The organism is Pseudomonas entomophila, from assembly GCF_013523165.1.
In the GTDB taxonomy this organism is placed as follows: Bacteria; Pseudomonadota; Gammaproteobacteria; order Pseudomonadales; family Pseudomonadaceae; genus Aquipseudomonas; species Aquipseudomonas entomophila_A.
Map to the genome: position 1 here is coordinate 197,639 of NZ_JAAMQI010000005.1, position 24,058 is coordinate 221,696.

General features: G+C 65.4%; 18 protein-coding genes. 9 read left to right on the forward strand and 9 right to left on the reverse strand.

What is annotated here, in order from left to right; all coding sequences use genetic code 11:
* Positions 1 to 125: 125 nt before the first annotated feature.
* The 7 genes from G7Z99_RS05960 to G7Z99_RS05990 all read left to right on the forward strand — a co-directional run bounded on the left by G7Z99_RS05960 (position 126) and on the right by G7Z99_RS05990 (position 8,864).
* The gene (locus G7Z99_RS05960; RefSeq protein ID WP_181092653.1) at positions 126 to 1,718 is read left to right on the forward strand and encodes an ABC transporter substrate-binding protein; all 1,593 of its coding nucleotides are present in this window, start codon (positions 126 to 128) and stop codon (positions 1,716 to 1,718) included.
* A gap of 142 nt (positions 1,719 to 1,860) precedes the next feature.
* Positions 1,861 to 3,234: an OprD family porin gene (locus G7Z99_RS05965; RefSeq protein ID WP_181092654.1), complete on the forward strand. Its 1,374-nt coding sequence runs from the start codon at positions 1,861 to 1,863 to the stop codon at positions 3,232 to 3,234.
* Positions 3,235 to 3,309: 75 nt separating this feature from the next.
* The gene (locus tag G7Z99_RS05970) at positions 3,310 to 4,893 is read left to right on the forward strand and encodes an ABC transporter substrate-binding protein (RefSeq protein ID WP_181092695.1); all 1,584 of its coding nucleotides are present in this window, start codon (positions 3,310 to 3,312) and stop codon (positions 4,891 to 4,893) included.
* Positions 4,894 to 4,961: 68 nt separating this feature from the next.
* Positions 4,962 to 5,972, forward strand: coding sequence for an ABC transporter permease subunit (locus G7Z99_RS05975; protein ID WP_181092655.1), 1,011 nt, complete (start codon positions 4,962 to 4,964; stop codon positions 5,970 to 5,972).
* Between the two features lie 24 nt (positions 5,973 to 5,996).
* Positions 5,997 to 6,917 (forward strand): ABC transporter permease subunit, encoded by a 921-nt coding sequence (locus tag G7Z99_RS05980; RefSeq protein ID WP_375139136.1) that lies wholly within the window; start codon positions 5,997 to 5,999, stop codon positions 6,915 to 6,917.
* A 10-nt stretch (positions 6,918 to 6,927) separates the two neighbouring features.
* Positions 6,928 to 7,896 (forward strand): ABC transporter ATP-binding protein, encoded by a 969-nt coding sequence (locus G7Z99_RS05985; RefSeq protein ID WP_181092657.1) that lies wholly within the window; start codon positions 6,928 to 6,930, stop codon positions 7,894 to 7,896.
* Positions 7,896 to 8,864 carry a peptide ABC transporter ATP-binding protein gene (locus tag G7Z99_RS05990; protein ID WP_181092658.1) on the forward strand — a complete coding sequence of 323 codons (969 nt, stop codon included), beginning with the start codon at positions 7,896 to 7,898 and terminating at the stop codon, positions 8,862 to 8,864. The genes G7Z99_RS05985 and G7Z99_RS05990 overlap by 1 nt, the downstream gene beginning before the upstream one ends.
* A 186-nt stretch (positions 8,865 to 9,050) precedes the next feature.
* Here G7Z99_RS05990 and G7Z99_RS05995 read toward each other — a convergent pair whose 3' ends face one another.
* Both G7Z99_RS05995 and G7Z99_RS06000 read right to left on the reverse strand, forming a co-directional pair.
* Positions 9,051 to 9,989 carry a hypothetical protein gene (locus G7Z99_RS05995; protein WP_181092659.1) on the reverse strand — a complete coding sequence of 313 codons (939 nt, stop codon included), beginning with the start codon at positions 9,987 to 9,989 and terminating at the stop codon, positions 9,051 to 9,053.
* A 378-nt stretch (positions 9,990 to 10,367) separates the two neighbouring features.
* Complete coding sequence (locus G7Z99_RS06000) at positions 10,368 to 11,951, reverse strand: peptide chain release factor 3 (RefSeq protein ID WP_181092660.1); 1,584 nt, start codon at positions 11,949 to 11,951, stop codon at positions 10,368 to 10,370.
* 718 nt (positions 11,952 to 12,669) lie between these two features.
* Between G7Z99_RS06000 and G7Z99_RS06005 the strand changes: the two genes are divergently transcribed.
* The gene (locus G7Z99_RS06005) at positions 12,670 to 13,833 is read left to right on the forward strand and encodes a type III PLP-dependent enzyme (RefSeq protein WP_181092661.1); all 1,164 of its coding nucleotides are present in this window, start codon (positions 12,670 to 12,672) and stop codon (positions 13,831 to 13,833) included.
* Positions 13,834 to 13,894: 61 nt separating this feature from the next.
* Here the strand turns inward: G7Z99_RS06005 and G7Z99_RS06010 are convergent, their stop codons facing one another.
* Positions 13,895 to 14,440, reverse strand: a complete 546-nt coding sequence (locus G7Z99_RS06010; RefSeq protein WP_181092662.1) for a hypothetical protein — start codon at positions 14,438 to 14,440, stop codon at positions 13,895 to 13,897.
* 216 nt (positions 14,441 to 14,656) lie between these two features.
* Between G7Z99_RS06010 and G7Z99_RS06015 the strand changes: the two genes are divergently transcribed.
* A complete protein-coding gene (locus G7Z99_RS06015; protein ID WP_181092663.1) occupies positions 14,657 to 17,209 on the forward strand; it encodes a PepSY domain-containing protein in 2,553 nt (850 codons plus the stop codon).
* 72 nt (positions 17,210 to 17,281) lie between these two features.
* On the opposite strand, the gene G7Z99_RS06020 is transcribed toward G7Z99_RS06015, so the two are convergent.
* The 6 genes from G7Z99_RS06020 to hisS all read right to left on the reverse strand — a co-directional run bounded on the left by G7Z99_RS06020 (position 17,282) and on the right by hisS (position 24,037).
* On the reverse strand, positions 17,282 to 18,073 hold the full coding sequence (locus G7Z99_RS06020; RefSeq protein ID WP_181092664.1) for an amidohydrolase: 792 nt from the start codon (positions 18,071 to 18,073) through the stop codon (positions 17,282 to 17,284).
* Positions 18,061 to 19,209 (reverse strand): pyridoxal phosphate-dependent aminotransferase, encoded by a 1,149-nt coding sequence (locus tag G7Z99_RS06025; protein WP_181092665.1) that lies wholly within the window; start codon positions 19,207 to 19,209, stop codon positions 18,061 to 18,063. Before G7Z99_RS06025 ends, G7Z99_RS06020 begins: the two co-directional genes overlap by 13 nt.
* A 133-nt stretch (positions 19,210 to 19,342) precedes the next feature.
* Positions 19,343 to 20,806, reverse strand: a complete 1,464-nt coding sequence (gene der / locus G7Z99_RS06030) for a ribosome biogenesis GTPase Der (RefSeq protein ID WP_181092666.1) — start codon at positions 20,804 to 20,806, stop codon at positions 19,343 to 19,345.
* A 116-nt stretch (positions 20,807 to 20,922) separates the two neighbouring features.
* Positions 20,923 to 22,065, reverse strand: coding sequence for an outer membrane protein assembly factor BamB (gene bamB, locus G7Z99_RS06035; RefSeq protein ID WP_308812281.1), 1,143 nt, complete (start codon positions 22,063 to 22,065; stop codon positions 20,923 to 20,925).
* A 1-nt stretch (position 22,066) separates the two neighbouring features.
* Positions 22,067 to 22,708, reverse strand: coding sequence for a tetratricopeptide repeat protein (locus tag G7Z99_RS06040; protein WP_181092668.1), 642 nt, complete (start codon positions 22,706 to 22,708; stop codon positions 22,067 to 22,069).
* A gap of 39 nt (positions 22,709 to 22,747) precedes the next feature.
* Positions 22,748 to 24,037, reverse strand: coding sequence for a histidine--tRNA ligase (hisS, locus tag G7Z99_RS06045; protein ID WP_181092669.1), 1,290 nt, complete (start codon positions 24,035 to 24,037; stop codon positions 22,748 to 22,750).
* Positions 24,038 to 24,058 lie beyond the last annotated feature (21 nt).

Sequence of the window (24,058 nt, forward strand, 5' to 3'; positions counted from 1 at the left end):
TTTCCCTGACAGAAAAGGCAACGGACTCTACCTCCGCCTTCCTGACGTCCCTAACGTCAGGAACGGCCCCCTGCTGCCGCGAGTTGGCCAGGCCGCTGCCTCGAACCGACAAGGATGACCTCATCATGCACCTTCGCCCTCTCGCCGGCTGCCTGCTCGGCCTGGCCCTGCTGACCCAGGCGTCGACCAGCCAGGCGCGCACCCTGGTGTTCTGCTCCGAAGGCAGCCCGGCCGGTTTCGACACCGCGCAATACACGACCGCCACCGACAACGACGCCGCCCAGCCGATCTACAACCGCCTGGTAGAGTTCGAGCGCGGCGGTACCGCCGTCGAGCCCGCGCTGGCCCGGCGCTGGGACATTTCGCCCGATGGCCTGCGCTACACCTTCCACCTGCGCGACGACGTGCATTGGCACACGACGCCGTACTTCACGCCCAGCCGGCCATTCGACGCCGATGACGTGCTGTTCACCTTCGAGCGCATGCGCGACAGACAGCACCCTTTCCGTCAGGCCTATCCCACGGAGTTTCCGTATTTCGTCAGCATGGGCCTGGACCGCAACATCGTCGGCGTCGAGAAAACCGGCCCGCACACGGTGGTCTTCACTCTGGCCCAGGTCGACGCGGCCTTCCTGCAGAACCTGGCCATGAGCTTCGCCTCGATCCTGTCGGCCGAATACGCCGACCAGTTGCTGCACACGGGCCGCCCCAGCGACCTCAACCACAAGCCGATCGGCACGGGGCCGTTCGCCTTCCAGCGCTACCAGAAGGACGCGCAGATCCGCTACCTGGCCAACCCCCGCTACTGGAAAGCCGGGCAAGGCAATGTCGACACGCTGGTGTTTTCGATCAACGTCGACCCAGCGGTGCGGCTGCAGAAGCTCAAGCGCAACGAGTGCCAGGTCACCCTCAACCCACGCCCGGCGGACCTGCCGTCGCTCGGGCAGACGCCAGGGGTGACGGTGATGACGGCGCCAGGCTTCAACCTCGGCTTCCTGGCCTACAACACCCAGCGTGCGCCGTTCGACCAGGTGCAGGTGCGCCGGGCCCTGGACATGGCCGTGAACAAGCGGGCGATCATCGATGCGGTGTACCAGGAGGCGGGTCAGGTGGCCGTCAACGCCATGCCACCGACCCAGTGGTCCTATGACGACCGCCTCCAGGATGCGCCCTACAACCCGGCCAAGGCCAAGGCCCTGCTCGAACAGGCCGGAATCACGCCGGACCGCGAGTTCACCCTGTGGGCCATGCCGGTGCAGCGCCCCTACAACCCCAACGCCCGGTTGATGGCCGAAATGCTCCAGGCGGACTGGGCCAAGGTCGGGCTCAGGGTACGCATCGTCAGCTACGAATGGGGCGAGTACGTCAAGCGGCTGAAAAGCGGCGAGCACGACATCGCGCTGATCGGTTGGACGGGCGACAACGGCGACCCGGACAACTGGCTCGGGACGCTCTTCGGCTGCGCGGCGATCGGTGGCAACAACTATGCCCGCTGGTGTGACGCCGATTACGACGCACTGATCACCCAGGCGCGCAGCGTCACCGAGCGCCAGCAGCGCACACCGCTCTACCAGCAGGCGCAACGGCTGCTCAAGCAGCACGTGCCGATCACGCCCATCGCGCACTCCACGGTGCACCAACCCCTCAGTACCCGGGTTCATGGGTTCAAGGTCAGCCCGTTCGGGCGCAACGACTTCTTCGCCGTCGACCTCGAGTAAACCCTTTCCGCCAATGGGGGCATGCCTTGCCCCCACGGGGAAGGTGCGTCCTGGGGAGGGCGCCGTCGGCGGCACTGGCTTCACTGCAACACCCCGGCCTGCACAGGCTGGACATAACGAGAACCACCAAGGAGCTTCGAACATGAGACATTCCCTATCGGTCGTGGCAGCGCTCTGCCTGGGAGCCTGCATGGGCCAGGCCCAGGCAGACGACACGCCGCGCCTGCCCCTCGACCTCAAGACCGACAGCGCACAGGCAGGCGCCGGCGGTTTCTTCGACGATCAACACCTGTCGGGCAGCACGCGCAACTGGTATGCCCGCGAGCATTCGTCGCGCGACGCCCTGTGGCGCTACACCCAAGGCGACGGCAGCCGCCGGAGCACGCACTCGCGCACCAACTGGGTCCAGGGCACGGTGCTCGACTACAGCTCGGGCTTTACCGAAGGCACCGTGGGCGTGGCGGTCCAGGCGGCGCTGTACAACGCCGTGGCGCTGGAACGCGGGCGTGCCCGGGTGGCCGGTCCCAACAACCGTACCTTGACCCATCGCAACGGCGAGGCACTGGACCAGTGGAGCAAGGCCGGGCTGGCCAACGTGAAGCTGCGCGCGTCCAACACCACCTTGACCGCCGGGCGTCAGGCGATCAACACGCCGGTCCTGGCCACCCTGGGCAACCGTGCGCTGCCTTCGAGCTTCCAGGGGATCAGCCTGAACAGCAGCGAATTCGAGCAGCTGTCGTTCGAGCTGGGTACTTTCGATCGCGTCTCGCCCCGGACCGAGCAGAGCCTGAGCACGTTTCGCAGCGAGTACGCTGCGGTCAGCGCCGAAAGCGATCGCATCAGCCTGTTCGGCGTCAATTACCGCCCCTCCGCGTTCCTGAACACCAGCCTGTTCGCTGCCAAGGTCGATGACTTCTGGAACCAGTACTACGCCGATGCCAGCCACTCGCTGACCGATGGCGAGGACTGGAGCCTGGTGACCACCGTCAAGTACTACAAGACGGTCGACGAAGGGCGCCGCCTGCTCGGCCCGATCGACAACGACACCTACAGCCTGGACTTCTCGCTGGCCTACCAGGCCCACACCTTCGGCCTGGCCTGGCAGCAGGTGCTGGGTGACGAATACTTCGACTACCTGCACGAGAGCAACGGCATCTACCTGGCCAACTCGCTGTTCTCCGACTACAACGGACCGAACGAGAAGTCGCTGCAGCTTTCCTATGCCCTGGACATGGCGCCGTATGGCGTGCCCGGGCTCAAGCTCAACCTCTACACCGCCCGCGGCTGGGGCATCGACGGCACGCACTACAAGGGCACCGGCTACGACGTCAGAGGCCTGGACGGGGAGCACCATGCCGAGTGGAGCGTAGGCGCCACCTACGCCGTGCAATCCGGTGCGCTCAAGAACGCCACGGTGCGCGCGACCTACACAGCGCACCGCGCCAGTCGGGCCCAGGCCGACGGCAGCCTCGACGAGTTCCGCGTGGTGACCACGATTCCTTTAGACATCCTTTGAAGCACGCGCCGTCACGCCACACACGTCGCGTGACGGCCCTGCCCTTCGCCATCAGGAGGTTTCATGAATGCATGCATGCGCCGGATCGCTCTGGCGACCGTAGCCTTAGGGATGGCCGGCAGCCTGGCCGCCAAGCCCCTGGTGGTCTGCACCGAGGCCAGCCCGGAGGGGTTCGACATGGTCCAGTACACGACGGCAGTCACCGCCGATGCCGTGGCGGAAACGCTCTTCGATCGTCTGGTCAGGTTCGCGCCCGGCACCACCGAGATCGAGCCCGCACTCGCCGAGCGCTGGGATATCAGCCCCGATGGGCTCACCTATACGTTCCATCTGCGCCGTGGCGTGGCCTTCCACCGGACCGACTACTTCAGCCCGACCCGCGAACTCGAGGCCGACGATGTGCTGTGGAGTTTCAGGCGCCAGCTCGACCCCGCTCACCCCTGGCATGACAAGACCAGCGTCGGCTATCCCTATTTCGAAAGCATGGCGCTGCGTGACCTGATCCGTTCGGTGGACAAGACCGATGCCCATACGGTGGTGTTCACCCTGAACCGGCCCGATGCTCCCTTCCTGCGCAACCTGGCCATGGCCTTCGCCTCGATCTACTCAGCCGAATACGCCGACCAGCTGCTGGCCACCGGGCAGACCCAGGCGCTCAACAGCAAGCCGATCGGTACCGGGCCGTTCATCTTCCAGCGCTACAGCAAGGACGCCCAGGTCCGCTACAAGCCAAACCCCGCGTACTTCCGGGGCAAGCCACCGGCCGACGCACTGATCTTCGCCATCACCCCGGACAACAACGTGCGCCTGCAAAAGCTGCGTGCCAACGAATGCCAGATCGCGCTGCACCCCAAGCCGGACGACGTCCCGGCGATCAAGGCCGACCCTGTGCTCAAGGTCGCCGAGAACGACGCGCTGGTCACCGGCTACATCGCGCTCAACACCCAGCATCGCTACCTGAACGACGTGCGCGTACGCCGTGCGTTGAACCTGGCCTTCGACCGCCAACGCCACGTCGCGCAACTGTTCGGCCAGGGCAACGCCCAGGTGGCGATCAATCCCTACCCCGCCAGCATGCTGGGCTACAACACCGACAACCGCAGCCCGGCCTACGATCCGGCCGCCGCCCGGGCCCTGCTCGCGCAGGCTGGGGTGCCGGAGGGTACGACCTTCACGCTGTTCACCCGCAACGGCGGTGGCCCGACCAACCCCAACCCCCGGTTGTCCGCCGAAATGCTCCAGGCCGATCTGGCCAAGGTCGGGTTGAAGCTCGACATCCGGGTGATGGAGTGGGCCGAGATGCTGCGTCGCGCCAAGCGCGGCGAGGCCGATCTGGTGGCCACGGGCTGGGCCAGCGACAACGGGGACCCGGACAACTTCCTCAGCCCGCTGCTCAGCTGCGACGCGGCCGCGTCCGGGGAGAACTATGCACGCTGGTGCGACAGCCGATTCCAGGCGCTGATCAGCCGCGCGCGTCAGGTAAGCAACGAACAGGAGCGGGCGACACTCTATAGCCAGGCCCTGGCGGTGTACGATGAGCATCAGCCGTGGCTCGCGGTGGCGCACCCCCGGGTATTCGTCGCCATGCGCGCCAACGTGCAGGGCTATCAGGTCAACCCGCTGACCAGCAACAACTTCGCCACTACCCTGGTGGAGTAGAACAATCACGACCGTCGGCTCACGAAGCCGACGGCACCGCCTGACCGCTGATGAGGTGACGTGCGACCATGTTGAGTTTTATTGCCCGACGCATCGGGCTGCTGATCCCGACGTTCTTCGGCATCACCCTGCTGACCTTCGCCCTCATTCGCCTGATCCCCGGTGACCCGGTGGAGGTGATGATGGGCGAGCGCCGGGTCGACCCCCAGATGCATGCCGAGGCCATGCAGCGCCTGGGCCTGGACAAGCCCCTGCCCGTCCAGTACCTGGACTACATCGGCAAGCTGGCCCATGGCGACCTGGGTGAATCGCTGCGCACCCGCGAGAGCGTCTGGAGCGAGTTCACGACGTTGTTCCCGGCCACCCTGGAGCTGGCCCTGGCGGCCCTGCTGTTCGCCGCGGTGGTCGGCATCCTGGCCGGGGTGATCGCCGCCCTCAAGCGTGGCTCGTTGCTCGACCATGGGGTGATGGGCATCTCGCTGGCCGGGTACTCCATGCCGATCTTCTGGTGGGGCCTGATCCTGATCATGTTCTTCTCGGTCAGCCTGGGCTGGACCCCGGTGTCCGGGCGCATCGACCTGCTCTACGACATCGAGCCCAGGACCGGGCTGATGCTGATCGACACCTTGCTCAGCGACGAGGAAGGCGCGTTCAAGGACGCGCTGATGCACCTGATCCTGCCGGCCATCGTGCTCGGCACCATTCCGCTGGCGGTCATCGCCCGCATGACCCGTTCGTCCATGCTCGAAGTGCTGCGCGAGGACTACATCCGTACCGCCCGCGCCAAGGGCCTGTCGCCGGCACGGGTGGTGTTCATCCACGGCCTGCGCAACGCGCTGATTCCGGTGCTCACGGTGCTCGGCCTGCAGGTCGGCGCCCTGCTCGCCGGCGCCGTGCTGACCGAGACGATCTTCTCCTGGCCGGGGATCGGCAAGTGGCTGATCGAAGCCATCGGCGCACGCGACTATCCCGTGGTCCAGAACGGCATTCTGCTCATCGCCTGCCTGGTGATCCTGGTCAACTTCGTGGTGGACATCCTCTACGGGTTGGTCAACCCCCGCATCCGTCATCAGCGCTGAGGCCCGATCATGGTGAATCCTGTCGTGAACGACGCAACATCGACCGCCCCGAACGGCAGCCTCGACCAGAGCCTGCTCTACCCCTCACCCCTCAAGGAATTCTGGCACGCCTTCTCGCGCAACAAGGGCGCGGTGATGGGCCTGGCGTTCCTCTGCCTGATCGTCTTCTGCGCGCTGTTCGCGCCCTGGGTCGCGCCCCATGACCCGAGCGAGCAGTACCGCGACGCGCTGCTCACACCGCCGGCGTGGCTCGAGGGCGGCAGCCTGCAGTACCTGCTGGGCACCGACGAGCTGGGCCGCGACCTGCTCTCGCGCTTGATCCATGGCGCACGGCTGTCGCTGCTGATCGGCCTGTCCTCGGTGGTGCTGTCGCTGATCCCTGGCATCTTCATGGGCTTGCTGGCCGGCTTCTTCCCGCGCCTGCTCGGCCCGTCGATCATGCGCATGATGGACGTGATGCTGGCGCTGCCATCGCTGCTGCTGGCGGTCGCCGTGGTCGCCATTCTCGGCCCGGGCCTGATCAACACGGTGATCGCCATCGCCATCGTGTCGCTGCCGTCCTATGTGCGGCTGACCCGTGCGGCGGTGATGGGCGAACTCAACCGCGACTACGTCACCGCCGCACGCCTGGCCGGTGCCAGCCTGCCCCGCCTGATGTTCGTGACCGTGCTGCCGAACTGCATGGCGCCGCTGATCGTCCAGGCCACGCTGAGCTTTTCCTCGGCGATCCTCGACGCGGCGGCCCTGGGCTTTCTCGGGCTCGGCGTGCAACCGCCGACCCCGGAGTGGGGCACCATGCTCGCGTCGGCCCGCGACTACATCGAGCGGGCCTGGTGGGTGGTGAGCCTGCCGGGCCTGACCATCCTGCTCAGCGTGCTGGCGATCAACCTGATGGGCGATGGGCTGCGTGACGCGCTCGACCCCAAACTCAAGAACGCCGCCTGAGGACCACGCCATGTCACTTCTACAGATCAACAACCTGGCGGTGCGATTCGGCGACGCCAACGCCACCCCCGTGGTCGATGGCCTCGACCTGAGCGTCTCGGCCGGCGAGATCCTGGCCATCGTCGGCGAGTCCGGTTCGGGCAAGTCGGTGACCATGATGGCCCTGATGGGGCTGATCGATGCGCCCGGGCGCATCACCGCCGACACCCTGCGCTTCGACGGCCTCGACATGCTCGGCCTGAGCGCCCGGCAGCGGCGCAAGGTCATCGGCAAGGACATCGCCATGATCTTCCAGGACCCGATGACCGCGCTCAACCCCAGCTACACCGTGGGCTTCCAGATCGAGGAAGTGCTGCGCCAGCACCTGGGCCTCAAGGGCCGGGCCGCTCGTCAACGGGCGCTGGAGCTGCTGCAGAAGGTGGAGATCCCTGCAGCCGAAAGCCGCCTCGATGCCTACCCTCATCAACTGTCCGGCGGCATGAGCCAGCGTGTGGCGATCGCCATGGCCATCGCCGGCGAGCCGCGCCTGCTGATCGCCGACGAACCGACCACGGCGCTCGACGTGACCATCCAGGCGCAGATCATGGAGCTGCTGGTGAACCTGCAGAAGGCCCAGGACATGGCGCTGATCCTCATCACCCATGACCTGGCCGTGGTCGCCGAGACGGCGAAGCGGGTGTGCGTGATGTACGCCGGTCAAGCGGTCGAGGTCGGCCAGGTGCCCGAACTGTTCGACATCCCGGCCCACCCCTACACCGAGGCGCTGCTGGCGGCGATCCCCGAGCACAGCCTCGGTGCCGAGCGCCTGGCCACCCTGCCCGGCATCGTGCCCGGACGCTACGACCGGCCCAGCGGCTGCCTGCTGTCGCCGCGCTGCCCTTACGTACGCGACAACTGCCGCCAGCAGCGACCGGCGCTCGACCCCAAGGCGCAGAGCCTGGCGCGCTGCTTCTACCCACTCAACCAGGAGGTGGCGTGATGACCGTGGTCCTGACCGCGCGTGACCTGACGCGCCATTACGAAGTGTCCCGCGGCCTGTTCAAGGGCGCGGCGCACGTGCGCGCCCTCAACGGGGTGTCGTTCGAGCTGGAGGCCGGCAAGACCCTGGCCGTGGTCGGTGAGTCCGGCTGCGGCAAGTCGACCCTGGCCCGCGCCCTGACGCTGATCGAGGAGCCGACGTCCGGCTCGCTGCGTATCGATGGCCTGGAGGTCAAGGGCGCCGACAAGGCCGAGCGCAAGCAGCTGCGCCGCGACGTGCAGATGGTGTTCCAGAGCCCGTACGCCTCGCTCAACCCGCGGCAGAAGATCGGCGACCAGCTGGCCGAACCGCTGTTGATCAACACGTCCTTGAGCAAGGCCGAGCGCCGTGAACGCGTGCAACGGATGATGGAGCAGGTCGGCCTGCGCCCCGAGCATTACCAGCGCTACCCGCACATGTTCTCCGGCGGCCAGCGCCAGCGCATCGCCCTGGCCCGGGCAATGATGCTGCAGCCCAAGGTCCTGGTGGCCGACGAGCCGACCTCGGCGCTGGACGTGTCGATCCAGGCGCAGGTGCTCAACCTGTTCATGGACCTGCAGCGCCAGTACCACACGGCGTACGTGTTCATTTCGCACAACCTGGCGGTGGTCCGCCACGTGGCCGATGACGTGCTGGTGATGTACCTGGGAGCGCCGGTCGAGATGGGCGAGAAGCAACGGATCTACGACAAGCCCCTGCACCCCTACACCCAGGCGCTGCTGTCGGCCACGCCCTCGATCCACCCGGACCCGAGCAAACCGAAGATCCGCATCGCTGGCGAGCTGCCCAACCCGCTGAACCCCCCGTCTGGCTGTGCGTTCCACAAGCGCTGCCCTTATGCCACGCAACGCTGTGTGACCGAGGTGCCGACATTGCGGACGGTCGATCAGCGGCAAGTGGCCTGTCACTATGCCGAGCAGTTCCTGTAGCGGCTGCACGACGCCTGCAAACGAAAACGCCGTCATCCAAGATGACGGCGTTTTCGTTAAAGCCCCTGAGTCAGATCAGTGTACGAAGATCGCGATCAGGATGATGATCGGAATTGGGATGCCCAGGAACCACAACAGAAGTGAGCGCATAATCGTTTCTCCTTGTTCAATGAACGGAATGGTCAGTTAGCGGATCGTTGCGTTGGTCACGGTGCGACGGTCATCGGTCTCGATCCAGCGAGCCGAGTCACGCTGACGACCACCGAACAGCGCGGCGATGCTGGCGAAGAAGGCGCCGCACAGCATGGCGATGAAGGTCCACAAGGCGGTCCAGGCGGCGGCCTTGGCAGCAGCGTCAGCGGCTTCCTGAGCAGTGCGCTTGGCGTCTTCGGCCGCTTGGCGTGCCTGGGCGTAGACTTGATCGACACGGGCTTCGGCTTCGGCCTGGGTCAGGCGGGTGCGCTGGGCGACCATCTGGGCCAGGTAGGCACGGTCATCGACGTTCAGGGTACCGTCACCGGCCAGAGCCTTGGTGAAGATGCGGTTGGCGACGCCATTGGCAGCGTCTTCGCTCACGCCGCTTGGGCCTTCGCTGCGGAACAGGCTGTCGACGAAGTAACCCATCGGGTTGCTGCCGCGGCCATCGTTGTCGGCAGCAGCGCCTACAGCAGCGCTGGCACCCGATGCGACGCCACCCACGACCGAAGCACCGGCCTGAGCACCGGCGCCGATGACATTACCAGCGGCGCTGATGATGAGCATGGCAGCGACCAGCGTAGCGACGGCCCACGACAGGAAACCGTGTGCGGTATCGCGGAAGTACACTTCGTCCCCGTGCAGATTGGCCCACTTCACGCGCAGGCGACCGGCGACGTAGCCGCCCAGGCCTGACGACAGGATTTGCGTGATCAACAGCCAGACGATCGTGGAGATGCCCAGGGCTTTCGCACTGGCGCCCTCGTTGGCCCACGGCGACATGGCGGCGAAGCCAAGGCCCGTGCCCAGGATGACAAGGATCAACGACAGCGAGGCCGCAGCGGCTGCACCAGCGAAGATGGCTGCCCAGGACACGCCCGAGCGGTTGCCGTCGGTGACGGCAGATGGGTAATCGGCAGAGGTGATCATAGTGAGTGGCGCCTTTTTTAGTGAGCAACAAATCCGTTCGCAAAGGGGTCTTTGCACAGGGCATGCCAACTGTGTCAAAACATTAAATCCAGGAATTTCAAGGCGTTATGGAGAGAGGGTAGAAACCGCATCATGCAAAATGCCGGATAGCGTTGTTAGGGGCACGGTTTTCTGCAAGACAGCCCAGGTGGAGGTGTCCTGAAAAGGAGAAAAAGTGACGGCATACATAGCGGGAAGGGCTAAAAGGCTGCAAGCACTGGGGTAGGCTGGCGTGGCGGGCCCTTCGGGCCCACTGGGACTCACACATCAATCCTGGGCAGGCAAGACCTGACCAGGGATCGGCCGGCCACCGCGATCGTCACGACGGCCGGCGATCACTCAGTGGTGCTCGCGCGTCGCGCGGAAGTTGACGTCCGGCCAGCGCTCTTCCATCAACGACAGGTTGACCCGGGTCGGGGCCAGATAGGTCAGGTGCCCGCCCCCGTCGATGGCCAGGTTCTCCATGGCCTTGACCTTGAAGTCCTCGAGCATCTTCTTGTCGTTGCAGGTGATCCAGCGTGCCGACCAGACGGTGATCGGCTCGTAGGCGCACTCGACCTTGTACTCTTCCTTCAGGCGGCTGGCGACCACATCGAACTGCAGCACCCCGACGGCGCCCAGGATGATGTCGTTGCTGCGCTCCGGGAAGAACACCTGGGTCGCGCCCTCCTCGGCCAGCTGTTGCAAGCCCTGGCGCAGCTGCTTGGACTTGAGCGGGTCCTTAAGGCGTACCCGGCGGAACAGCTCGGGCGCGAAGTGCGGAATACCGGTGAAGCCCAGCGGTTCGCCTTCGCTGAAGGTGTCGCCGATCTGGATGGTGCCGTGGTTGTGCAGGCCGATGATGTCGCCGGCGTAGGCTTCTTCGAGCTGTTCACGTTCGGACGAGAAGAACGTCAACGCATCACCGATGCGCAGGTCCTTGTTCAGCCGCACGTGACGCATCTTCATGCCCTTCTCGTACTTGCCCGAGCAGATGCGCATGAAGGCGATGCGGTCGCGGTGCTTGGGGTCCATGTTGGCCTGGATCTTGAACACGAAGCCGGTGAACTTCTCTTCGGTCGGCTCGACGGTTCGTTCGTTGGCGACTCGGCCCAGCGGCCGCGGTGCCCAGTCCACCACTGCATCGAGCACGTGATCCACGCCGAAGTTGCCCAGCGCCGTGCCGAAGAACACCGGCGTCAGCTGGCCATTGATGAACTCGTCCTGGTTGAACTCATGGCAGGCACCCTGCACCAGCTCCAGCTGCTCGACGAAGCTGTCGTACTGGTCGCCCAGGTGCGCGCGGGCCTCGTCAGAGTCGAGCTTCTCGATGATCTTGGTTTCGGTGCGTTCATGGCCGTGACCAGGGGTGTAGACGATGATGTAGTCGCCGGTCAGGTGGTAGACGCCCTTGAAGTCGCGGTAGCAGCCGATCGGCCAGGTGATCGGCGCGGCCTTGATCTTCAGGACGGCTTCGATCTCGTCGAGCAGTTCGATCGGGTCGCGGATGTCGCGGTCGAGCTTGTTGATGAAGCTGACGATCGGCGTGTCGCGCAGGCGGCAGACGTCCATCAGGGCGATGGTCCGCGGCTCGACCCCCTTGCCCCCGTCCAGCACCATCAACGCCGAGTCGACCGCGGTCAGCGTGCGGTAGGTGTCTTCCGAGAAGTCTTCGTGGCCGGGCGTGTCGAGCAGGTTGATCATCTGCTCACGGTAGGGGAACTGCATCACCGAGGTGGTGATGGAGATGCCCCGTTGCTTTTCCATTTCCATCCAGTCGGACGTGGCGTGGCGGTCGGACTTGCGCGACTTCACGGTACCGGCGACGGCAATGGCCTTGCCCATCAGCAGCAGCTTCTCGGTGATGGTGGTCTTACCGGCGTCGGGGTGGGAAATGATGGCGAAAGTGCGGCGCTTCGCGACTTCGGAAGCCTGGTTGGTCATGAGAAATCGCCTGACGTGAGGATCAAAAAAGGGCGCAGATTGTACCCGAAGTCCCGAGCAGACCCAACCGATCGGCAGCCGACCGGTCAAAAGCCTCATCTCACTGGGGGGATCTTCTGGACAGCGGCTGTCGGGTCGCAAGTGACCGCTGGCCGAAAATGTTGCTCGTCCGAAAAAAATTTGTCCCTGCGAGGGATCTGCGAAGGGTGCCTTGCCTGACCATAAATTTGAACAATTGGCAGGCAGAGCATTCCAGGGAAACAGACCCCGCGCACGGACGCTCAAGGCGTTTCGGAGGGCTCTCGTCTCGAAACTCGGCGAACGCGTGGCAGTGTGCGCTTTTGTGCGAAAAAGCTGCAAACGCCTCCCCTTCCACAATAGTTGACGCTTACCCGGGGCTCGGTTGCATTTGCCCGCCCGACACGGGTCCAGCAGCCCTGTTTCATGGGCGATCCGCGACGAAAACGCCGGGATTGCCAGTTGATCTTGCCGGCTTCACGTCCTAGAGTGCGCGCCGAGCGTCCATGCTGGAAACGATCCATGCGGCTCAAGTACTGACGACGAGACAGCAAGGCCGCCCTGCCCTTCAGCAGAGGCTCGGTCGGTCTTTTTGCTTTCGGCGACATGCCTTGGGAAGTAGGCGAACCAAAGTGGGAATACAGAGGGCGCTCAGCGTACAGCCACTTACCTTTTCCGTTTGCCCATGGAGTACTCGCGCATGTCGATTCAGGTCGAAGATTATTTCGCACGTGACACGTTCACCAAGATGAAGGCGTTCGCCGACACGCAGGAAACCCCGTTCGTCCTGATCGACACCCAGATGATCAGCCAGGCCTACGACGACCTGCGCGCCGGTTTCGAATTCGCCAAGGTCTACTATGCGGTCAAGGCCAACCCTGCCGTGGAGATCATCGACCTGCTCAAGGACAAGGGCTCGAACTTCGACATCGCGTCGATCTACGAGCTGGACAAGGTGATGAACCAGGGCGTGAGCGCCGACCGTATCAGCTACGGCAACACCATCAAGAAGTCCAAGGACATCCGCTACTTCTACGAGAAGGGTGTGCGCCTGTACGCGACCGACTCCGAAGCCGACCTGCGCAACATCGCCAAGGCCGCACCGGGGTCGAAGGTCTACGTGCGTATCCTGACCGAAGGGTCGACCACCGCCGACTGGCCGCTGTCGCGCAAGTTCGGCTGCCAGACCGACATGGCCATGGACCTGCTGATCCTCGCCCGTGACCTGGGCCTGGTGCCGTACGGCATTTCGTTCCACGTCGGCTCCCAGCAGCGCGACATCAGCGTCTGGGATGCGGCCATCGCCAAGGTCAAGGTCATCTTCGAGCGCCTGAAGGAAGAAGACGGGATCGAGCTGAAGCTGATCAACATGGGGGGCGGCTTCCCGGCCAACTACATCACCCGCACCAACAGCCTGGAAACCTACGCCGAAGAGATCATCCGCTTCCTCAAGGAAGACTTCGGCGACGACCTGCCGGAAATCATCCTCGAGCCGGGCCGTTCGCTGATCGCCAACGCCGGCATCCTGGTCAGCGAAGTGGTGCTGGTGGCGCGCAAGTCGCGCACCGCCGTCGAGCGTTGGGTCTACACCGACGTGGGCAAGTTCTCGGGCCTGATCGAAACCATGGACGAGTCCATCAAGTTCCCGATCTGGACCGAGAAGAAGGGTGAAATGGAAGAAGTGGTGATCGCCGGCCCGACCTGCGACAGCGCCGACATCATGTACGAGCACTACAAGTACGGCTTGCCGCTGAACCTGGCGATCGGCGATCGCCTGTACTGGCTGTCCACCGGGGCCTACACCACCAGCTACAGCGCCGTGGAATTCAACGGCTTCCCGCCGCTGAAGGCGTTCTACCTGTAATGCATCGGCGGCAGGTCACGGTTCGTTCCTGACCTGCCGCCGATGTCGTCACCGCTGTGGCTCAGCGTCGCAGATACTCACCGGATCGGGAGAAGCGGTCGAACTCCAGGACGCCGGTATGCCCGATGTCCAGGCGCAGGAACAGCTTGTTCGCCGCGCCGGCTTCGACGTAACGGTTCTCCCAGGCCTTGCGGTTACGCACCCCCAAGGGAACGCTGCCCACCGCCGCGACGGTGATGCCATCGTGGGCACCGCATTTGGGCACGCCGAACGGGTTTCCATGGGCCCAGAGCCGCCACAGCACGGGCCGGCGCTTGATCGAGTCGTAGCCGACCCAGTTATCGCTCAACTCCCACGCGTGATAATGGGCGTCTCCGTCCTGGGACTCCACCGCGCGCACCTGGTAACCAGGTCGATCCGCCTCGTAATAACCGAACCAGAACTGCTGGGGTTGCTCCACGGTGCTGAACGGGCAGATGCTCAACCAGCGATGCGTGCGCTGGTAGATGGAATCGGACGTTATCTCGAACGAATCGAGAAGCCCTTCGTAGCCCGGTGTTTGACAGGTCACGGTGGCGATGAACGAACGCTCCTGGATGTAATGCATGGCAGTCTCCTCAGGTAGGTGAATGACGAGACTCACACGTCACCCGCTCTCGACGCAGAGCACACCATTTCCCGTCCAAGGGTCGGCTGCCGCTCGCCCGTGCAGCGTCTGCTGAAGAAAGCGTGCCAAAGGATGCCGCTTCGGGGGCGCGAAACGTTCGCATTCATCGCATAATGCCCGCCGATCGCAAGAAGGCCGCAAGACAGGATGAACGGTGTGTTCAAGAAGACGATGTTCCAGCTGCACTGGCTGTTCGGCATAACCGCAGGCCTGGTGCTGGCACTGATGGGCACCACCGGCGCCCTCTGGTCCTTTCAGGACGAGTTGCTGCGCCTGTTCAACCCTGACATGCGCATCGCAGCGCCCCCGGCTGGCGAACGGCTGGCGCCTGCCGAGCTGATCCGCCGCGTCGAAACGGCTCAACAGGACACGGTGTCGATGCTCTGGGTCGACCTGCGCCGGCCAGAAGCGGCACGCGTGTTCTTCACGCCCGCGCCAGGTGAACGGCGCGGCGCGCTGCGCTATGCCGACCCGTACACGGGCGCGCTCAAGGGCGAGATGGCCGGCCAGGGCTTCTTCGACCTGATGCTGCGCCTGCACCGGTTCCTGGCCATGGGCGCAACCGGTCGGCAGATCACGGGCGCCTGCACGCTGATGCTGGTGTTCTTCTGTCTATCGGGGCTGTACCTGCGCTGGCCCCGGCACGCCTTGAACTGGCGCACCTGGCTGTTGATCGACGGCGCCAAGCGTGGCCGTGCCTTCCAGTGGGACTTGCACGCCGTGGCCGGTACCTGGTGCCTGTTGTTCTACCTGCTGTTCGCCCTCACCGGGCTGTTCTGGTCGTACGAGTGGTATCGCCAGGGGTTGAACCGACTCCTCGCCGATGCGCCCACGGCCAGCGTACCGAAGACACACGTTGCACGCGGCCAGCCTCCGTCATCGGGCGACAGCGTCCAGGCACCACGCGCCCCGACCAACCCTGACGCGCTCTGGCAGACCCTGCGCGACGCAGCCGGGCCGGGACTTGCCGCCTACAACCTGCGCCTGCCGACGGCCGCTGGTCAGCCGGCGATGGTCTTCTACCTGCTCGACCAGGCGCCGCACGAGCGCGCGTTCAACACCCTCATGCTCGACCCGGCCACGGGCGCCATTGGCCAGCACGACCGCTTCGACGACAAATCCGCCAAGGCGCAGCTGCTGGCCAGTGTCTACGCCCTGCACGTCGGCAGCTATTTCGGCCTGCCCGGGCGGCTGCTCGTCACCCTCGCCAGCCTGACCATGCCCCTGTTCTTCGTCACCGGCTGGTTGCTCTACCTCGACCGCCGTCGCAAGCAGCGTCAGGTACGTGCGGTCCGTGGACACGTGCAGCCCGTGGCGCCGAACGAGGACAGTTGGCTGATCGGTTATGCCAGCCAGAGCGGTTTCGCCGAGCAGCTCGCCTGGCAGAGCGCCGGGCAGTTGCAGGCGGCCGGCCTGTCGGTGCAGGTGCGTCCGTTGCGCGCCGTAGATGAGCACGTGTTACGCGAAACACGTCGGGCGCTATTCGTGCTCAGCACCTTCGGTGATGGCGAGCCGCCCGACAGCGCTCGCCTCTTCGAGCGCAAGACGCTGGGCCAGCCCTGGACGCTCACGCACCTGAGTTATGCCGTGCTTGCCCTGGGCGATCGCCAGTACCCTGCGTTCTGTGGATTCGCCAGGCGGGTCCAGGCCTGGCTCGACACCACTGGTGCCGACCAGGCGTTCGACATGGTGGAGGTGGACAACGCCGACCCCATGGCGCTGGGCCACTGGCAGCAGGCGCTGGCGCGACTGACGGGCACGCAGACAATCAGCGCCTGGCAACCGCCGTCGTACGGCCATTGGCGACTGCGCGAGCGCGAATGGCTCAACCCCGGTAGCCAGGGTGCCCCCGTGTTTCGCCTGGCACTGAGCGCCGACAGCCCGACCACCTGGGACGCGGGCGATCTGGTGGAGGTCATGCCGCGCAATGGCCGCGACGCCATCCTGGCCTTCGTGACGACGCTGGGGTTGCAGGCCGATGCGCTCGTACAGCGCCACGGTGTCTCACTGCGCTTCGACGTGGCGCTCGCCGGTGTTCAGTTGCCGACTGGGCGCGAGCACCTGATCGGCCTGCAGGCCCAGGCCGTGCTGGATGCGCTGGCGCCGATCGGGCCGCGCGACTACTCCATCGCCTCGATCGCCAGCGACGGCCTGCTGGAGCTGATCGTGCGCCAGACACGAGACGAACAGGGCGTCTTGGGACTGGGGTCGGGGTGGCTGACCGAACACCTGGCCGAGGGTGGCGTCGCGGCGCTGCGAATCCGGCGCAACAGCGGTTTCCATCTGCCCGAGGTCCCTGCGCCGATGATCCTGATCGGTAACGGTACGGGCCTGGCCGGCTTGCGCAGCCTGCTCCGGGCACGCATCGTCGCTGGAGAGTCGCGCAACTGGCTGCTGTTCGGCGAGCGTCAGCGAACCTGTGATTTCCATTGCGCGCAGGAGGTTCGGCAGTGGCTGGACCAGGGTGACCTGGCGCACCTGGACCTGGCCTTCTCGCGTGACCAGGCCGAGAAGCGCTACGTGCAGGATGCATTGCGCGCGCGCGCCGAGCGCTTGCGTGCCTGGGTGGCCGACGGGGCTTACCTGTACCTGTGTGGCAGCCAGCGGGGCATGGCCTCGGGCGTGGACGCCGTGCTGAACGACGTGCTGGGCGAAGCCCAGGTGCAGGCGCTGATCGAGGAAGGCCGTTACCGACGCGACGTCTACTGACCCCTGCCGCGCAGGACCGGCCCCTGGTTTGCCCGACGGGTCGGCCGTGCACCGAGTCAGGTGCGCCGAGCGTCAGCGCAGCACGAAGGCGTCGGCGTCGAGGTCGGCCGGGAACCGTGTGCGGTAGGTTGCCAGGTCGGCCGCGCTCAAGGTGGCCTTGAACACGCCATTGGCGTCGCCTGCGTTGAGCAGGGGGTCGCCGTGGAAATCCAGCACCTGGCTGTCACCCGCGTAGTCCAGCCCCTTGCCGTCGCTACCGACACGGTTCACCGCAGCGACGTAGCAGAGGTTCTCGATGCCCCGGGCCGGCAGCAGGCGGTTCCAGTGCTGGCGCCGTGCAGCTGGCCAGTTGGCGGTATAGAGCAACAGGTCGGTGTCCCGGGCATCACGGCTCCACACGGGAAAGCGCAGGTCGTAGCAGATCAGTGGACGAATGCGCCAGCCCTTGAGCTCGAACTGCACCTGGCGCTCGCCCGGCGTGTAGTGCTCGTGCTCGCCCGCCATGCGGAACAAGTGGCGCTTGTCGTAGTGCAACACCTCGCCGTCCGGGCGTGCCCACAACAGCCGGTTGCGGTGGCTGCCGTCCTCGGCCCGAACGATCACGCTGCCGGTGACCACCGCGCCCACGGCCACCGCCTGCGCCTTGAGCCAGGCATGGGTCGGGCCCAGCTCGGGTTCGGCCAAGGCCTCGGACTGCATGGTGAAGCCGGTGGTGAACATCTCTGGCAGGATGACCAGGTCGACCGTGCCGACCTGGGCCAGCAACGTCTCGAGATGGGCCTTGTTGGCCTGGGGGTCGTGCCAGGCCAGGTGCGTCTGGACCAGGGCCAGGTGCAGGTCGGGCAATGCATTCAGATCGCGCATAGTCGTTCCGCTGCCTGGCGCAGCGTCTCCTCACGTTTGGCGAAGCACAATCGCACCAGGCGCTGCCCGGGGATCGGTCGCTGGTAGAACACCGAGATGGGGATGGTCGCCACACCGTGCTCCCGGGTCAGCCACACCGCCATGGCGGTGTCGTCGAGGTCAGGACGGATGGCACTGTAGTCGACCAGCTGGAAGTAGGTGCCCTGGGCCGGGGTGAACCGCAAGCGCGACGACGCCAGCAGGCCACAGACCAGGTCACGCTTGGCCTGGTAGAACGCGGGCAGACGTGCCACGTGCGCCGGGTCCTGGACCATGAAGTCGGCCAAGGCATGCTGCAACGGGGTGACCCCACAGAAATTGACGTACTGGTGGACCTTGCGCAGCTCGGCCGACAGCGTTGCAGGTGCCACCACATAGCCGGTCTTCCACCCGGTCACGTGGTAGGTCTTGCCGAACGAACTGACCACGAAGGCACGCGACCGCAGGGCCGTATGTGCCAGGACGCTGGCATGCCCTACCCCGTCGTAGACCAGGTGCTCGTAGACTTCATCGCTGAGCAGCAGAAGGTCGCGTGCTTCGACGAGGGCCGCCAAGCGGTCGAGGTCGTCTGACGTGATCAGCGCCCCGCTGGGGTTGTGCGGCGAGTTGATCACGATCATGCGCGTGCGTGGGCTCAGGGCATCGTTCAGGCGCTGCCAGTCGATGCGAAAGTCGCCAGCGTCCAGCGGCACGTGCACGCACCGCCCGCCGGCCAGGCGCACCGCCGGGTCGTAGCTGTCGTAGCACGGGTCGAAGACGATCACCTCATCGCCCGGCCGCACCACCGCGTGGATGGCGCAGAAGATGGCCTCGGTTGCCCCGGGCGTGATGGTCACTTCCTGCTCGGGGTCCACGCAGGCGCCGTACGACGACGCGATCTTGATCGCCACCTGCTCGCGCAAGGCTGGCAGCCCGGCCATGGGTGCGTATTGGTTGTGCCCGGCGAGCACATGCCGACCCACGGCTTCGAGCAAGCCCTGGGGCCCGTCGAAATCCGGGAACCCCTGCGAGAGATTCAACGCCCCCATCTCGGCCGCCAGTTGCGACATGGTGGTGAAGATGGTCATGCCGAGGTCCGGCAGCTTGCTGTCGATCATGGGGCGCTCCATGGGGTCCGGGGGGCGGCAAGCTGCAGGTCAGCGCTGCACGTCAGGGCGCCAGTGCCGCCTCGACGTCCTGTGGACACCTGACCGACCGCCCCTACCGCCCACGTGCAGCTCGTCGCTACGCTTACCGCTTGTCCTTGCGCTTCTTTTCCGCCTTCTTGTGGTGAGACATCAAACGGCGCTTCTTGTTGACCTGGCGATCGGTCAGGGTGTTCTTGTTGCCCTCGTAGGGGTTGTCGCCGCCCTTGTACTCGATGCGGATCGGCGTGCCGACCAGGCGCAGGACGCGGCGATAGGTGTTTTCCAGGTAACGCGAGTAGGAGCGTGGCACCTTCTCGACCTGGTTGCCGTGGATCACGATGATCGGCGGGTTGGCACCACCCAGGTGAGCGTAGCGCAGCTTGATGCGGCGACCGTTGACCAGGGGTGGCTGGTGTTCGCTGACGGCGTCTTCGAGGATCTGGGTCAGGCGGCTGGTCGGCCAGCGGGTCACCGCCGACTTGAACGAGGCCTGGACCGACTTGTACAGGTGGCCGACGCCCGTGCCGTGCAGCGCCGAGATGAAGTGGATGTCGGCGAAGTCGACGAAGAACAGCCGGCGTTCCAGCTCGGTCTTCACGTAGTCGCGCTCGCCCGGTGCCATGCCGTCCCACTTGTTCAGGGCGATGACGATGGCACGGCCGGCTTCCAGCGCGAAGCCCAGCAGGTTCAGGTCATGGTCGACCACGCCTTCGCGGGCGTCCATGACGAAGATCACCACGTTGGCGTCCTTGATCGCCTGCAGCGTCTTGACCACCGAGAACTTCTCGACTTCCTCGTGGATCTTGCCACGCTTGCGCACTCCGGCGGTGTCGATCAGCGTGTACTTCTCCTCGTCGCGTTCGAACGGGATGTAGATGCTGTCACGGGTCGTGCCAGGCTGGTCGTAGACCACCACGCGCTCTTCGCCGAGCATGCGGTTGACCAGGGTCGACTTGCCGACGTTGGGGCGGCCGATGATGGCGATCTTGATGCCATCCTTCTCGCTCGGGCCAGGGATGCGTACGGCTTCTTCGCCTTCGGCCACGTCCTGATCGAGCGCGTCGTCTTCCTTGTCACGCGGCAGGTGGCCCAGCACCGATTCCATCAGGGCATTGATGCCACGGCCCTGGGAACCGGCCACCGGAATGGCGGTGCCCATGCCCATCGGCGCGAACTCGGCACGGGCCGTGTCCGGGTCGATGTTGTCGATCTTGTTGGCGACCAGGACCGCCTGCTTGTTCCGCTTGCGCAGGTGCTCGGCGATCATCTGGTCGCCAGCGGTCATGCCGGCACGGGCGTCGACCAGGAACAGGACGTAGTCGGCTTCTTCGATGGCCAGCAGGGACTGCTCGGCCATCTTCTCGTCCATGCCGACCTCGTCACCGGTGATACCGCCGGTGTCGATCAGGATGAACGTGCGGCCTTGCCACTGCGCCTCGCCGTACTGGCGGTCGCGGGTCAGGCCCGACAAGTCGCCGACGATGGCGTCGCGGGTCTTGGTCAGGCGGTTGAACATCGTGGATTTGCCGACGTTCGGCCGACCCACCAGGGCGATAACGGGAACCATGAGGCTCTCCAAATACGTGAATTCTTGAAAATGCAAAGGCCGCTGCAAGGCAGCGGCCGAAGTTCATGCGGTACACGAAGTACCCGCCCGAGGCCGGCAAGGCCTCAAGCATAGCGTCAGCGGACGGTCAGCGCTTCGAGCTTGCCACCGTTGCCGAACACATAGAGCGTGTCGCCGACGACCAGGGGACGAGCACGCAGGCCATCCCGGTCGACGCGCTCGCGGCCGACGAAGCGACCGTCGACCTGGCTGAGCAGGTGCAGGTAGCCTTCGAAGTCACCGACGGCGACGTAGCTGGAGAACACCTCCGGTGCCGACAACTGGCGACGCGCCAGCGATTCGTTGCTCCACAGGGCGCTGGCCGAACGCTCGTCGATGCCTTCGACGGTGCCCGAGGCCTGGCTGACGTAGACGTTGCCGAAGCCTTGGGCGACGCCGACGTAGCTCGACGCATCGCGCTGCCACAGAGAGCGGCCGGTTTCCAGGTCCAGGCCCGCGACGCGGCCCTGGTAGGTGCTGACGTAGATCACGCCACCGGACAGCAGCAGCCCGCCGTCGATGTCGACCACGCGCTCCAGCTCCGAACGCCCTTGGGGCACGGCGACCCGTGCCTCCCAGACCGGCACGCCGTTCTGGGTGTCCAGCGCGATCACCTTGCCGGTCGACAGGCCAGCCACCGCCAGGCGGTTGGTGACGATCGGCGCACCGGTGCCGCGCAGCGTCAGCACGGCGGGCGTGCTTTCGTAGATCCAGCGGCGATCGCCGGTGGCGGCATCCAGGCCGATCACACGGTCGTCCTGGGTCTGCACCACCACCACGTCACCGTTGCTCGCCGGTGGCGCCAGCACTTCGCTGGTCACCCGCGAGCGCCAGCGCTCTTCACCGGTGTCGGCATCCAGGGCGATGACCTCGCCCTTGAGGGTGCCGAGCATGACCAGGCCATAGCCTACGCCCACGGCGCCCGACACCGGCAGGTCCAGGTCCTGCTTCCAGAGCACGTCGCCGTTGCTGCGGTTCAGGGCCATGACCACGCCATGGACGTCCGAGGCGTAGATGCGGTCGTTCTCGACGGCCGGCACCAGCGTGTTGTAGGTGTCGCCCTGGCCATCGCCGATGGAACGGCTCCACAGCTTGGTGAGGTGAACCTCTTCGGTGAACTGGGTCAGCTCGGCCGGTGGCAGTTCCTTCTTGCTGTTGCTGCTGCAACCCGCTGCCAGAACGGCAAGGGCCAGCACTGCTGCTTGTTTCCAACCGATCACGTCAGGCGTCCCCTTTGGCCAGGTCATCCAGCTTCAGTTGCAGGCCACCGACTGCGGCGTCATCCGACAGCGCAGCCTTGGCTTTTTCGTAGGCCCCATGGGCATCGTCGGCACGACCCAGCTGTACCAGCAGGTCGCCCTTCAATTCTTCGCGGCTGGCCAGGAAGGCCTTGTCGGCATCGCCGTCCAGCAGCTTCAGGCCTTCTTCGGCCTTGTCCTGGGCAGCCAGCACACGGGCCAGACGCTGGCGCGAGATCTCGCCCAGCGTGTCGTTGGCCGGCTTGTCCATCACGCCCTTGAGCTCGGCGGCGGCATCGTCCAGCTTGCCGTCGTCGACCGCCACGCGGGCCACGAACAGGCTGCCGTACTGGGCATAGGCGGTACCGCCATACTCGCTCTTCAACTTGCTGGAAAGCTCGGCGACCTTGGTCGTGTCCGGCTGGCCATTGGGCGTCAGCGACGTTTCCAACAGGGCCTGGTACAGGATCGACGCGCCCTGGGACTGGTTGGCCTGGTACTTGTGCCAGGCCTGCCAGCCCACCACCACGGCGGCGGCCAGCAACGCGCCGGTCAGCAGCGGCTTGCCGTTACGGTTCCACCAGTCCTTGGCCACGGCCATCTCGTCATCATCGGTACTCGACACCCCAATACTCCTTCTAAGCAATTCGGCTGTTCGACCGCTTCACGCCTGGGCGAGAGCGGCATCCAGATACCCGGCCAGGGCATCCCAGGCAATGTTCTGTTGTTCACCTTGGCCACGCAGCGGCTTGACGCCCACCTGCCGAGCGGCCAGCTCGTCGTCGCCCATGATCAGCGCGTACAGCGCGCCGCTCTTGTCGGCTTTCTTGAATTGGCTCTTGAAGCTGCCGCCACCGGCGTTGACCTGCAGGCGCAGCCCCGGCATAAGGTCGCGCAGCCCTTCGCTCAAGCGCAGCGCCGCCAGCTCCGCCTGCTCGCCGAAGGCGCACAGGTAGACGTCCACCTGCCGGCTGATCGACTCGGGCACCTGGCCCAGGGTCTCGAGCAGCAGGATGAGGCGTTCGATGCCCATGGCGAAGCCGACGCCGGTGGTCGGCTTGCCGCCCATCTGCTCGACCAGCCCATCGTAGCGGCCACCGGCACAGACCGTGCCCTGGGCACCGAGCTTGTCGGTCACCCACTCGAACACCGTCTTGCTGTAGTAATCCAGACCGCGCACCAGCTTGGTGTTGAGACGGAACGGAATGCCCGCGGCGTCCAGACGTGCCTTCAGGCCCTCGAAATGCAGGCGCGATTCCTCGTCGAGATGATCCTCGAGCTTCGGCGCATCGACCAGCACGGCCTGGGTACCGGCATCCTTGCTGTCGAGAATGCGCAGCGGGTTGCTCTTGAGGCGGCGCTGGCTGTCTTCGTCGAGCTGATCCAGGCGTGCGGACAGGAACTCGACCAGCGCGTCGCGGTAGCGCGCACGCGCTTCGCTGGTGCCCAGGCTGTTGAGCTCCAGGGTAACCGCGTCACGGATACCGAGCAGCCCCCACAGGCGCCAGGTCAGCATGATCAGCTCGGCGTCGATGTCCGGCCCGTCGAGGTTGAACACCTCGACACCGATCTGGTGGAACTGACGATAGCGGCCTTTCTGCGGGCGCTCGTGGCGGAACATCTGGCCGATGTACCAGAGTTTCTGCACCTGGCCATTGCCAGTGATGCCATGCTCGAGCACGGCGCGCACGCAGGCCGCCGTGCCTTCGGGACGCAGCGTCAGCGAATCGCCGTTGCGGTCCTCGAAGGTGTACATCTCCTTCTCGACGATGTCGGTGACTTCACCGATCGAGCGCTTGAACAGCTCGGTGAACTCGACGATCGGCGTGCGGATCTGGCTGTAGCCATAGGTGTCCAGCAGGCCGGCCACGGTGCCTTCGAAATAGCGCCACAGCGGCGACTGCTCGGGCAGGATGTCGTTCATGCCACGAATGGCTTGCAGCGATTTGCTCACGGAAGATCCTTACGCATCTGT

Coding starts and splice junctions, on each gene's coding strand:
- G7Z99_RS05960 (WP_181092653.1), top strand. CDS start 126: ATGCACCTTCGCCCTCTCGCCGGCTGCCTGCTCGGCCTGGCCCTGCTG.
- G7Z99_RS05965 (WP_181092654.1), top strand. CDS start 1,861: ATGAGACATTCCCTATCGGTCGTGGCAGCGCTCTGCCTGGGAGCCTGC.
- G7Z99_RS05970 (WP_181092695.1), top strand. CDS start 3,310: ATGCGCCGGATCGCTCTGGCGACCGTAGCCTTAGGGATGGCCGGCAGC.
- G7Z99_RS05975 (WP_181092655.1), top strand. CDS start 4,962: ATGTTGAGTTTTATTGCCCGACGCATCGGGCTGCTGATCCCGACGTTC.
- G7Z99_RS05985 (WP_181092657.1), top strand. CDS start 6,928: ATGTCACTTCTACAGATCAACAACCTGGCGGTGCGATTCGGCGACGCC.
- G7Z99_RS05990 (WP_181092658.1), top strand. CDS start 7,896: ATGACCGTGGTCCTGACCGCGCGTGACCTGACGCGCCATTACGAAGTG.
- G7Z99_RS05995 (WP_181092659.1), bottom strand. CDS start 9,989: ATGATCACCTCTGCCGATTACCCATCTGCCGTCACCGACGGCAACCGC.
- G7Z99_RS06000 (WP_181092660.1), bottom strand. CDS start 11,951: ATGACCAACCAGGCTTCCGAAGTCGCGAAGCGCCGCACTTTCGCCATC.
- G7Z99_RS06005 (WP_181092661.1), top strand. CDS start 12,670: ATGTCGATTCAGGTCGAAGATTATTTCGCACGTGACACGTTCACCAAG.
- G7Z99_RS06010 (WP_181092662.1), bottom strand. CDS start 14,440: ATGCATTACATCCAGGAGCGTTCGTTCATCGCCACCGTGACCTGTCAA.
- G7Z99_RS06020 (WP_181092664.1), bottom strand. CDS start 18,073: ATGCGCGATCTGAATGCATTGCCCGACCTGCACCTGGCCCTGGTCCAG.
- G7Z99_RS06025 (WP_181092665.1), bottom strand. CDS start 19,209: ATGATCGACAGCAAGCTGCCGGACCTCGGCATGACCATCTTCACCACC.
- der (WP_181092666.1), bottom strand. CDS start 20,806: ATGGTTCCCGTTATCGCCCTGGTGGGTCGGCCGAACGTCGGCAAATCC.